Source organism: Catenuloplanes sp. NPDC051500 (genome assembly GCF_044454585.1).
GTDB lineage: Bacteria > Actinomycetota > Actinomycetes > Mycobacteriales > Micromonosporaceae > Catenuloplanes.
The window spans coordinates 12,335-24,752 of the sequence record NZ_JBITDX010000035.1; the positions used below are offsets into that span (position 1 = coordinate 12,335).

Consider the following 12,418-nt stretch of genomic DNA (forward strand, 5'->3'; position numbering starts at 1 on the left):
GAACTCCTGAACGACCAGGACAGGGCTCTTCAGGTCCTTGAACGGGCTGGTCTTGGCGATCGAAAAAGTCGTCAGAAGATTCGCGGTGCTCGTCGAAGGTTTTGTCAAGCGCGGTGAGGAGGAATTTCCGCTGGACCTGGATTATTTCTAGTTGGCTCTCCTTGCGTGCACGGATCACGTTGTCACTCGCCTGCAGATCTCATCGGCATTCCATCTGGCAGCGGGGCGTGCGTCCCAACCCGCGATGTCGTATGCTGTGTCTCGGTCGATCAGCTCCTGCTCGTTGAGAGATCCCAGTACCATGATGGCCGTCTTGTAAATAGGCCAGGCCAGTTCGGCCAGCCAGCCCTCGTTACCGAGTTCGTATCCGATCAAGGGCGCAGCGATTCCTCGTCCGGACAGCGCCGCTACCAAGTTATCCAGCACGGGGTCGCTGAGGTCGGCGTAGCGCAGCACGTCCTGCCAGCCCGGGTCGGTCGGCTGAGAGTTTTGGACGGCCGGGATGCTTGCGAGCATCTCGATGATCTCGTCGGCGTCTAGCCTGACATTGTTAAGGGGGCTCTGGGCGACGGCGAGTAACGCTGTGAAGGTCTGCCGGGCGGCCTTGTGCTCGCCGGTGTCAAGTTGTAGCTGCCCAATTTGCCGACGCAACCTTAACGCACGATTATCGGTGTCTCCGTGCGTCACCAAGTAGTCGGCGAACAGGCTTTCGAGGCGCTCCAGCGCGACGCGGCGCCGGTCGGTGAGGGCAGCGCATATCGCTGCCTTGTATCGGCAGTTGAACTCGACTTCAGACATCGTTGCCTCGCCGGGCAACATCTCGCCGAGCACTTGAAAGATTGGTTCGGCATCAGCATAATCAGCGGCTTCGAACAGCAGCCCGGCGAGTTCGTAGCGAGCGCTCATTGTTTCGGCATTGACGTTGTCCACAGACCGTCGCGCTGGCAACTCGGCCCGCGCTAGCACGTCAGCCGCCTCGGCAGGGTGGTTGTGCTGGATGAGCACACGAGTATCGGCGTTAGCGCGCCTGGGATTCTCCTGAGCCTCTCCCGGGTACGCGGCCGCCGGCTGCTCCCGCTCAGTTGTCTTCGCGAATACGCGGTGCAGGACACCGGCGTACATCCGGGCAGGGCTGGACATCGAGGGCAGGTCGAGGGCTCCGGGGAGTGGCCCGAGATCAACGGAGAGGGGCAGGAGCTGCCGATAGGCCTCTTCGGCGCTTGCCGGCCGGTCCTCCGGCTTTTTCTCCAAGAGACTTAGCACCAACTGATCCAGCTCGGCGGGCACCTCGGGGCGTTGGCTTCGTGGCGCGGGCGGGGGTGCGTTGACTTGCTGGATCATCAGCGCGAATGGGGTCGCGCCGCTAAACAGGGGCGTGCCAGTGAGCATTTCGTAGAGGGTGCAGCCGAGTGCGTAAAGGTCGATCGCGGGCCCGCATTCGTTGGATTGCATCTGTTCGGGTGTCATGCAGGCGGGTGTGCCGAGGAGGACGCCCATCTGGGTGATGCGGGAAATATCGGCGGCCGATGGCGCGACCGCGAAGCCGAAGTCGAGTACTTTGACCGACCCGTAGGGCTCGAGCATGACGTTGCGTGGTTGTAAGTCGCGGTGGACCAGGCCCGCGCCGTGCGCGGCCGCGAGTACGGAGCAGATCTGGGCACCGATTGCCGCAACCCAGCCGATCGGCAGCGTGCCGAGGTGCTGCGCAGCGACCAGGTCGGCGATGGTGAGGCCGTGGATACGCTGCATGACCATGTACGGGGTCTCGCCGTCGTAGCCCACGTCGTAGATCGCGGGCACGCCTGGATGCTCGAGACAGGCGATGATCGTGGACTCGCGTTCGAAGCGGCGCCGGATGTGCTCCTCGTCGTCATCCCCAGATGGGACTCGGAGAAATTTGACCACCACTTCTCGGTTGAGCCGGTTGTCGTGACCGAGCCACACCTCTCCCATGCCCTCTTGAGAGAGCGGGCGTTTCCGCAGTTCGTAGCGCCTGTCAACCAGGCGGAGACCGGACATGTGCCCTCCTTGCACCCGCATGAGCATATTGGGGCTGTTAACAGTGCTTCGCATCGCATCGTCCACTTCGTTGTGCATCGCACGGCATAGCGACCGCTGCTGCCAGTGTGGGCCTGCTCTCGCGCCCTCTTATAACGCGACGACATGTGCCAGGCAGAAGTTCTCCTGCCTTTGAACTAGCGACCGACAAAACACTCGCGGGAGTGCAGAAGCTGCCGGTTCTGCCCCTGACCGTTTACTGTGTGTGCCCTGGGAGGTGCGCAGATGAACTACCTGGAGTGGAACAGCAGGCTGTTCGAGGATGTGATCGACCGTGGCGACCCGAATCGGGGCCTCTACCTGTACGTCGACAGGGACCTGCTCGCCAAGTTGTCCGGCCTCAGCCCGGAACAGGCCGTCGAGGATTTTTGCCGGGCCTTCCAGGTTGGGATCGGCGACTTTCCTTTCCGTCGTGGCGCGGAATCCGCAACGACGTGGCGGCGTCGAGGCTTCCCTGGGAACCCCCCGTTTGTGTCCGACCTCGCCATGACGGTGCTCGCGGTCACCGAAGACCCGATTGGCAAGGGCGTCTACGCCCGTCAGAACGCCTTGCTCGGACTGCCTCCCCTCAAGATCGGGCCGAACGGCTACGACATTCACGTCCCCGAGATGTGGCGAGCTTGGAACCGTTGGCTTGACGGGCCCGGCTCCGTCCATGGCCGCCCAACCGCGGAGTCTCACTCGAAATGGTCACTGCAGGGGTGGTCGCGTAGCCAAGCGCTGATTCGCTCTCACGACCGGCTCCAGATCGAAGGCTATCTCGCTTCTCATGGTGCGTCGTTCGAGGCCTTCTGTACCTGGCTGGTCCTGCACCACCCCCGTTTCCTAGACCGCTTCCGGGAGGAGCCAGCACTAGCAATCCTGCGGGCTGTCTTCGAGGAGGAAGCCGTCCGTCTGATGAAGGTCGGGCCACGTTCGCGGTCGCGGCCGTGTGCGAGCCACAGGCAGGGCCTGCTGAGTTTCGACGAGTTCACCGGCACGTTCGCCGGCGTGGTAATGGTCGACAGCGGTTGGGTCGGGCGTGAGGTCGATTGTGGTAGCGGCAGACGAGTCCTCATCGAAGATCATGAATCATTGGTCGAGGTGCGGACCGCCATCGCCGAGTTGGTGCTGCTTGCCGAAGGAGTCCAGCACCAGCTTGCGGACGACCTCGTACTGCGCTTCGGCGGTGAAAGTCTGTATGTGATGCGTGAAGATGCCCGCGCGGATGCGATGCTGCAGGTCCGTAGCGTTATCCATCCCATCACCGCCGATCTCCTTGTCCGCCCGGACCAGGTCTTGCGTATCACCGGGGTCCTGAAGGCGGCGGGCATCTCCGCCAAGCAGTCACCGGCCGGGTTCGGTAACTGGGTATGGTTCCGCACCGTCGCGTTGTCCCCGGACCAGCCAGCCGTGCTTGAGCAGCTCAACCTGGGCCGCGCGGTCGGCGGCGAGCGCACTAGCTTTTTCCACGGTGGGCAGCAGGTGCGAAACGGCCTCTATCTCGTCGGAGGCGAGCCGGATATCTACTTTTCTGGCGACGAGCCGGTTACTGAGGTCGCCATTGCCGGCGAGCGGTATCCGGTATCGGTGGACGATCAGCGACTCGCCCTGTCCGAACTCGCGCTTCCCCCGGGTCGGTACCAGATTGAATCGCCCTGCGGCGCGCTGCTGGTACGAACCGAGGATTTTGTGCAGCACCTCCCCGTGTGCAGCGACATCTTTCGGCCTGTCATGAGACTGCCCCACGGCTATGCCGTCAAGTCAGCCGAGCGGCGTAGCTCAGCTGGGACTAGCCTGGCCGGTGCCTCCCTCGAGGGCATTGATACGCGCGAGCCACTCGTGATTAGCAAGCGGCCGGGTACCGAGCTGCTTCTAATCACTGAATCCGGCGAGGTTAGCGAGGTCAATCCGGCTTTGCCTCACTGGCTCGCCGACACCGGGCTGCGGCCCAATGCTGTAGATGTCCTGGCCGCCATTCGCGGCACGACATCACCGATCGCCTGCGTCCTGGTCCGCAGCCGGACTACTGAGCGCGTCCAGGCCATCGCGGTGCCGGCTGACGCGCCCCGGTTCGATGGGAAGGTGAAGTGTCATCTGCGGCCGGACTTGGTCGGGTCCCTAGTTACCGGTTTCCGCAGCTGGTCATGGGTGGGCCAGCGGCATCCTCGTATCAACAAGATCATGAGCGAGGTGATGTCGTCACCGACCCGGGTCGCGCCTGCGCCACCCCGTTTTAACCCCGCACCGGAGATTGCCCGAACCACCGTCGCCGGGCGCCTGATCGCGGAGAACCCGTACGATGACGTGCTGACCTGGCTCTCTGAGCGGGAGCACGGCTCGGCCCCGGTGGGCGCGTTTGCCGAGACCTGGGCCTGGCTGTGCCGCCGATACCAGCTCCCGAACCTCGCGTACTACTGGCGCCGGACGCTCAAAACCCTGGAAGACCTCGGCCATATTGAGCGGCATTACGACACGGCCACGATCGGTGTCGCTCCCGCCGTCCTGGTCGCGCTCCCGGCCTCCTCCGGTCTCTATCTGTTCGCCGGTGCGCGCCCGCAGCGGCTGCTGGAACGACTCGATAACCCGGACGATGACGACCCGGTCGTTTCCGAGGCTGCCTCGAATTGGCAGCTCCACCGGCGCACGCCGGTGGATGCTCAGGGCCGTCCGAGCGGTCCGCAGGCTCTCTACCTGGAGTGGGACCCCGCGTTTCGGGACATTGTCCGGGGCGGCCTGCGAGCACTCGGTGTGACGATGCACGGGCTGGTCGCAGACGCACTCCTTACCATGCAGCCGGCGATTTCCGATCTTGACTCCGTCGGCACCCGCCTGACCATGTCGCCCGGCACTGAGATCCACCAGCGCTCTCCTACCGTGCTCGGTCACGAGTGGAGGAGGGCTTCCGATGACACACGTCCCGGCTTCTATTCATACAAACTTCGTATCGGCCGGATGTTCGCGTTCCGTGCCGAGACGGGGACGCCACTCGTCAAGGTTGAGTTCTCGGTGGGGGAGTGGCTTTTGCGCGCGATCGAAGGCAGGACCGACCTGCTGTACGCGGACGAGAGCATGCGGCGTCGCCTTGCCGTTCCGGAGAACGCGCCGCTCCCCCGCACGCTGGCGAGGGCGCTGGTGATGCGTACCGGACTACCTCCTCGGACCAGCTCGATCGGACCCAGCCCCACGAACTATCAGATCTACGAGAACGTCGACAGCACAACTACCGGCATCGTGGCTCAGCTGCTCAATCAGAAGCCGGTCACGAGGTCCATCACGATGGCACAACAGGGGTGACGCATCACATGAATTCATCGGCCCTGACTCTTGACGGGCTTCAGGATTACCTGGAACAGGCGTTCCTGAGGTACTACGAGACAGCCTACGAGCTGCGTGATACCGCATTGGAAGGTGAGCGTAGGCGCCTGCTCACTCAGCGAGGAACGGTCTTTGCTGACCCTTATGTCGAGCTGATGCCGTCATATCCCGCCGCCGACGAGACGATGGGCGAGATCCTCTTCGACCTCGGCTTGCCAGAAGCGGCCTCACTGCTACAGCCCGGCCTGCTGCCGCGCGGGGTCCACCGGCCGTACGACCACCAAGAGAAGGCGCTGCGGGAGTCGTTGCAGCGCGGGCGGAACGTCATCGTCGGTACTGGCACCGGCTCCGGGAAGACAGAGTCGTTCCTGCTGCCGGTGATTGCTCGGCTCGTAAAGGAGTCGAAGAGCTGGGTGACGCCCGCGGACGTTCGGGCCGACACCCCCTGGTGGCGCTCCAGCGGCGAATTCAAGCCGCAGCGTGAGAACGAGCAGGGCCGGATGCCCGGAATCCGGGCGTTATTGCTCTACCCGATGAATGCGTTGGTTGAAGACCAGTTGGTCCGTCTGCGCACGGCCCTGGACTCGCCAGTGGCACGTGCCTGGCTCGAGAAGTATCGACCAGGTCATCGCTTCTACTTCGGTCGATACACCGGCCGTACTTCGCTTCCCGGCACGCGGGAGAGCGCTACCGCGGACAAGGTTAAGCGGCTCGCGAAGCTGATGAGAGCGGCGGAGCAGCGGCAGCAACGCCTGGTGGAAGGCATCGCCGAAGGTACTATCGAGGACAAATGGCGGTACTTCCTGCCGGCGCTCGACGGCGCCGAGATGCGGTCGCGCTGGGACATGCAGCACGCCGTACCCGATATCCTGATCACGAACTACAGCATGCTCTCGATCGCGCTGTCGCGTTCCGACGAGGCACCCATGATCGAGGCGACTCGTCATTGGCTCGCGGCGTCACCGGCGAACAAGTTCACGCTAGTCGTCGATGAGTTGCACATGTATCGCGGCACGTCCGGTACCGAGGTCGCGTATCTGCTACGCCGACTTATGGGGGTGCTTGGCTTGGATGAGCGCCCGGACCAGCTCAAGATCATCGGAACGTCGGCCAGCATCCAGGACGACTCAGAGGGGCGAGCCTTTCTCGGCGAGTTTTTCGGTCGCGCCGACAGTTCCTCCTTCACTTTTATTAAGGCCAAGCTTGAGGAACACCAGGGCGCCGACGACCTGCGCGCGCTGACCGCACCGCTATTGGCCAAGACGCTCACCGCCGACGAGTTGCCCACCGACGGAACGCTGCCGCGAGCGCTGCAGCGAGCAATGACCGAGAACGACGAACTTCGGCCACGCGCGCTATCCAAGGTTGCGAGCAGGCTGTTCCCCGACATCGATGCTCAGCAGGCCCGCACTGCCTTCGACGTGTTAACGGCATTGCTCGAGACCCAGCAGTCGCCAGCGGTTCGGTTCCGTGGGCACCTATTTGCCCGTACCTTGCAAGGGCTCTGGGCCTGCTCCGACCCGGCATGCCCGAAGGTTGCGGCGGGGGAGAAATCCCCGCAGCGCAGAATCGGCAAGCTGTATGCCGCTCAGCGTTTCACCTGTGAATGCGGCGCCCGAGTGCTGGAGCTACTGTACTGTGAATCCTGCGGCGAGAGCATGCTGGGCGGCTACGTCGCTAAGGCCTCCGGTAGGGACTTCCTTGTTTCCTCAATCGCTGCGCTGGACCGACTGCCAGACCGGGCTCCGACCGGTCGGGACGCCCAGGACTACAGAGTTTACTGGCCGACCGATCGTAAGCCCGTGGTCGACAAGAAATGGCAACGCACCGGCACCCGAACCAGCAAGGACGCTAAGGCCCCGCGTTACGCCATGGAGTTTGTAAAGGCACAGTACTCGCCCGGCACAGGTCTGATCGAACGCAAGTTGACCCAGCCGTCGACCGGATATATCTACGTTCTTAGTGCCGCAGGCGCGGAAGATCGGATGCCGGCCTTCCCCACCAAGTGCCCGTCGTGCGGCGACGATCGGGAAAGGACAACCAGGAGCGACCGTGTCGAGGACCAGCGCCGGTCCGGATCGTCGATCCGTACCCAAGGTGTCGGTTTCAATCGAGCCAATCAGGTTCTCACCGGCGCGCTTAAACGTTGGCTGAAGTCGCGGCTGGTCACCTTCTCCGACAGTAGGCAGGGCGCGGCTCGCGTTTCGGCCGACCTGGAACTGGCCCATTACCTCGACCTTGTTCGCGCGCTTTTGGTCAAGTCGGTGCAGGGCAAGTCTGCCGATGGTCGGCTTCTGCAGAAGCTGCTCGACGGGGAGAAGTCTCCCGAGACGACCGCGGCACTCGAGCGTTTGCAAGCCGTCAATAAGGATGCCGCCGCGGCGATCTTGAAGAAGCTGGTCGGCCTCGGCCTAGACGCCGGTGATGAGCAGGCTCTTGCTGGCGCGCTGGAGGCGCTCAGCGGTCGGCCTAGCCTCGTCGATATGGTTAGCGATCTGCAGCCACGTCTGCTCGAGCTCGGTGTCAACCCAGGAGGGCCTGCACCGTCGTTGAACAAGGTGTTGTCCACCGAACAGTCGTGGACTCGTCTGTTCAACTGGGACGGCCCCTCGGTACGAGAGCGTGGCACGACCCTCGACGCCGACGAGCAGGAACTGCTTACCGAAATTCAGCGCGCTCTCGGCGCTCAGGTGGTCAAGACGGTCTTTGCCGGAGGCGATCGCGACTTCGAGGCCCTGGGCCTGGGGCACGTCGTGCCGGCCGCGCCGATGACGCTCGGCTCGTTGGAAGCTTCGGTCGCTCATGAGTTCGCCAGCTCCGCGTTACGGATGCTGGGTCGGAGGCGGCGTACCCCGTGGACAAGCAAGTACGCCGAGCGTGACTGGCCTAAGCACCTGGTCAACTACGCGGAGAAGGTGGTCGAGCTGAACCCTTGCGGACTAGACGGGGAAGGCTTGGTGGAGACATTCGCTCGCAGGCTAAATGCGGGCGAGCAGTCCGGATATCGTATCGACCCGGCCGAGATGCGCCTGGCTTTGACCAGTGAACCGGCGATCTGGCGATGCGGAACCTGCCGGACCAAGCACCTGCACCGCAGTGCCGGCATCTGCATCACCTGCCTTGCCCGTCTGCCCGAGCAACCGGAGGTCACGCAGGGCGGCCGGGAGGATTACTACGCCTGGCTGATCAGGGAGGACGGGGGCTTCCGCCTGCATTGCGAGGAGCTGACCGGGCAGACCGACCCGCTGGAGTCGCAGGCGCGGCAGGCACGGTTCCAAGATGTCTTTTTGGCCGGCACCGAGGTCCCCAAGGTCGACGGGATCGACATCCTGTCGGTCACCACAACAATGGAAGCCGGTGTCGACATTGGGGCCCTCAAAGGCGTCGTGATGGCGAACATGCCGCCCCAGCGGTTCAACTACCAGCAGCGGGTCGGCCGGGCGGGCCGGCGTGGCGAGCACCTCGCCGTCGCACTCACCGTCTGCCGGGGTGCCCGCAGCCACGACGAGCACTACTTCGCCCACCCGGGCTCGATCACTGGGGACGAACCTCCGCAGCCCTTCCTGGATATGCGTTCTGAGCCGATCCTCAAGCGGGCGTTCACCGCCGAGGTCTTGACCCGGGTCTTTCGCACTGTATCGAAGCAGGTCACATTCGACAGCGGCCGCAGCGTCCATGGCCAGTTCGGCACAGTCTCCGACTGGCTCGACCTTCCAGATCTCAGTAGCGCCGTGCGCGATGTTCTCGTCACCAACCGTGAAACATGGCGCTCCATCGCCGTCGGCCTACTGGTGGCGACTCAACTGAAGCCAGAGAAAGCGGACAGCCTCGCGGACTGGGCCACTCACACGCTGGCCGAGGAGATCACCGACGCAGCTCACAAGGCACGAGTCCAAGCGCTGTCGCAGACATTGGCGCAAGCCGGTCTACTCCCGATGTTCGGCTTCCCCACCCAGGTCCGGATGCTCTACACCGAGCGGCCGCGAGGTGCCGGAGAGCCCAAGACCCTGGACAGGGATGCCGGGATCGCCCTGTCAGAGTTCGCGCCTGGTGCGGAGGTAGTCAAGGACAAGTCAATCCACATTGCCGTCGGGGTGGCCAGCTACGTACAGTCCGCCAACGGCTTCTGGAGCCTGAGCCCCGAGGATCCGTTAGGCCCGCAGCCGCAGGCGCACGCCGGAGTTTGTCAGCAGTGTCTCGGCATCACCACGGCGGACACGCCGGTCTGCCCCTACTGTTCAGCCGGCGCTCCGAGCTTCGCACAGGTTGCGATCGCCGAGCCGATCGGCTATCGCACCTCCTATCTTCCCCGTGACTACGAGCAGATGGGCGAGATGACCGCCCGGGCGGCCCAGCCGCGGCTGGTCATGGGCGAGTATGACGAGAAGGGGTATGCCAACGCCTGGATCCGCTCGGCGACCGGGAAGATTATGTCGGTCAACACCAACGACAACGAGCTCTATCGGTTCACTGCGGCGACCGCCACCGGCCAAGGCAAGACGTGGCAAGCTGACGGGCTCATCGAGGCCAGCATGCTTACTGAGCGAGAGCGACAGAAGCGGGCGCGATTGACCAGCTATACCGCAGAGGGCTCGGCGCGAGAACCGGTCGCGCTCGCCGCACAGCGACACACGGATGTGCTCGTCGTAGGCCTCGCCAGCACGCCATCCGGCCTGACGATCGATCCACAGGAGCCGGCCGGCCGAGGCACCTGGGCTTCGCTCGGCTACCTACTGCGCGACGCCGCCGTGAAGTGGTTGGATATCGGCCCGGCCGAGATTCAGGTTGGTGTGCATCCACGCCAGCATGAGGGCCGACTGACCGCGGAGCTGTTCATTGCCGACAGCCTTGAGAACGGTGCTGGCTACGCAACCCGGCTTGCCGACAAGGTCGATGACCTCTTCTCGGAGGCGGAGTCGTTCGCGAACGAACTTACTGCGCACAACAACGGCGTGCCATGCGACTCCAGCTGCCATAGCTGCCTGCGTGACTACGGCAACCGGGCATGGCATCCACTACTCGACTGGCGCCTCGCCGTGGACCTGCTGGACCTGCTGCAGGGCCGACCGCTTGAGGTGAGTCGGCAGCGCGAGCGAGACCTGCGGGCAGCACGGCGGTTCGCGGTGGACTTCAAGTTCTCGTTGGTGGAGGACGAGGTTCCAATGATCGTCGCTCCGCGAGGCAGACTGGCGATCCTGCACCCGTTCGAAGATCGCTCCGGCAGCTCGGCTAACGCCCGGGTTATGGCTTTGCGTGATCAGGATAGTGAGGTCAAGCTCGTCAGCTCATTCGAGTTGATTCGCCGTCCGGGTGCCCTGATGGCGGAGCTGATGGGTCGATAGGGATCGTTGGGTGCGTCACGAATGGCGCACCCAACTGTGCCCGTTTGGCCGTTATCAAGCGATTGCCGAATTGTCCGGATCCTCGTACTCCCACAACCAGCGCATTTCGCCAGGAATCGCCCGGCATCGACATTTGCGTCCTCGTCTCAGTGCGCTTTGCATGCGACTTTTGCTGATGTGATCTGAAAGGTCCGGACTTCGTCACCAAGTCGGGAGGCGGTGGAGTCCGGGAGGAGCGGTAATTGGTAAAGAAGCCGGTATGGCCATCGTCGCCCAGCGGTGGCGTCACTGAACGATGCGGCGTTAAACCCCGGCAACGACTCACCGCTCTCGCGATCGCCGTACGGGTCAGGGCGGCAGTTCTTGCATAACCGCGTTTGGTGTCTATGGTTGGTTGGATGACACTTCGCGCGGCCTCGGGCCTTTGCCAGTGCCGGGGTGTGCCTTCTTGATTCCGAGCTGCGAGCGGTACTGCTCGGGTACTGGGACTGGAGGAATCGGCGGAGGAATCGCGCCCCTGATTCGCTCGCGAAGCAACTTAGGCCGTGCTTCGTCAACCTCATGCGCGTTATTAAGAACAGCCAGCAGGGTTCGCCCGACCACTTCGGCGAGCAGCGGAGGAGTGGCATTTCCAGCCTGCTTGATTTGTTGCCGGTAGGGACCGGCGAGCTTCCATTCGTCTGGGAAACTCTGCAGCCGAAGGCACTCGCGAGCGGTGAGTGGCCGATTGTCCCAATGGAACGGGCCGGTCGACGGTCCGGGGCTTGCCGCGAGCGTCCAGGCCGGCAGGTCCTTGGCCAGCTTGAGCAAAAATGACCAGTATCGTGTTCGATAGCCAAATAGCTCCTCGCCGCCACCCCGGGCGGTCAAATACTGGTAGTTTTTGCCCTCAGGGATTGACGGCAACAGTGCGGCATAGCTGCCTTGATTAGGTGGTAGGTCGATTACCTCCCTCAGGTCTCCGATTGCATCCCAGGCTCGAATGGGCGCGTGTGCATGGGTTGGGGCCGGCGGATCGATCGGCTTGCCGTCGCGAGTCGCAATGCCGATCACGCGGTTCCGGCGTTGCGGTACGCCGTAGTCAGCCGAGTCGATGATCTGCGCATGCAGCTCGTACGCCGTGCCGTGCTTCGCGTTGATCTCGGCGAGACGATCGCAGATGAATGGTAAGGCCGAGATCTCGCCACGGAGGAAGCCAGCTACATTCTCGATGAGTAGCGCTCTGGGCTGGAACGCGTCAACCAGATCGAGCATCGCGACCACAGTCTGCGCGCGATCATCCTCCATGCCTCGACGGCCGGTATTGGCCCATTGAGCTGCCACGGAGAACGGCTGGCATGGGGGTCCGCCGGCGATCAAATCTAGCTCGCCGACTTTCAGGTCTAGGCTTTTTGGCTTGATCGTGTCGGCCGCGATGGTGACGTCACGACATTCTAACTGTCGCCATTTGGGACGATTAGCTTTCAGCGTATCGGCGCAGAAGGGGTCGATCTCCAGGCATGCCTTCGTCTCGAAGCCGGCAGCTTCCAGACCAAGATCTAGGCCCCCTGCCCCGGAGAAGAGCGAGAGAACCGTGCCTTGGTGACCTTGCACCGTCAACCATCCTTCGGAGGAGATATCTGTGGGGATGCCGATCGCCCGCGCACTGGTGGCCAGGGCGCGAGCATCAACATCGTTCGGTCGGAGCATTGCAGTCTAGAGGTTGCGGGGGCCGCTGCTGC

The 12,418-nt window shown here is 63.4% G+C and carries 4 protein-coding genes; 2 read left to right on the forward strand and 2 right to left on the reverse strand.

The genetic code is table 11. The annotated features are described in order from the left end of the window. Positions 1-174: 174 nt before the first annotated feature. Positions 175-2,019, reverse strand: coding sequence for a serine/threonine-protein kinase (locus ACIA8K_RS38475; protein ID WP_396068429.1), 1,845 nt, complete (start codon positions 2,017-2,019; stop codon positions 175-177). Positions 2,020-2,283: 264 nt separating this feature from the next. On the opposite strand from ACIA8K_RS38475, the gene ACIA8K_RS38480 reads away from it, so the two are divergent. After that, positions 2,284-5,334, forward strand: a complete 3,051-nt coding sequence (locus ACIA8K_RS38480) for a hypothetical protein (protein WP_396068430.1) — start codon at positions 2,284-2,286, stop codon at positions 5,332-5,334. An 8-nt stretch (positions 5,335-5,342) separates the two neighbouring features. Next, positions 5,343-10,697: a DEAD/DEAH box helicase gene (locus ACIA8K_RS38485; protein WP_396068431.1), complete on the forward strand. Its 5,355-nt coding sequence runs from the start codon at positions 5,343-5,345 to the stop codon at positions 10,695-10,697. A 384-nt stretch (positions 10,698-11,081) separates the two neighbouring features. Here the strand turns inward: ACIA8K_RS38485 and ACIA8K_RS38490 are convergent, their stop codons facing one another. Continuing rightward, positions 11,082-12,386 carry a DNA cytosine methyltransferase gene (locus tag ACIA8K_RS38490; protein WP_396068432.1) on the reverse strand — a complete coding sequence of 435 codons (1,305 nt, stop codon included), beginning with the start codon at positions 12,384-12,386 and terminating at the stop codon, positions 11,082-11,084. Positions 12,387-12,418 lie beyond the last annotated feature (32 nt).

Coding starts and splice junctions, on each gene's coding strand:
- ACIA8K_RS38490 (WP_396068432.1), bottom strand. CDS start 12,386: ATGCTCCGACCGAACGATGTTGATGCTCGCGCCCTGGCCACCAGTGCG.
- ACIA8K_RS38480 (WP_396068430.1), top strand. CDS start 2,284: ATGAACTACCTGGAGTGGAACAGCAGGCTGTTCGAGGATGTGATCGAC.
- ACIA8K_RS38475 (WP_396068429.1), bottom strand. CDS start 2,019: ATGTCCGGTCTCCGCCTGGTTGACAGGCGCTACGAACTGCGGAAACGC.
- ACIA8K_RS38485 (WP_396068431.1), top strand. CDS start 5,343: ATGAATTCATCGGCCCTGACTCTTGACGGGCTTCAGGATTACCTGGAA.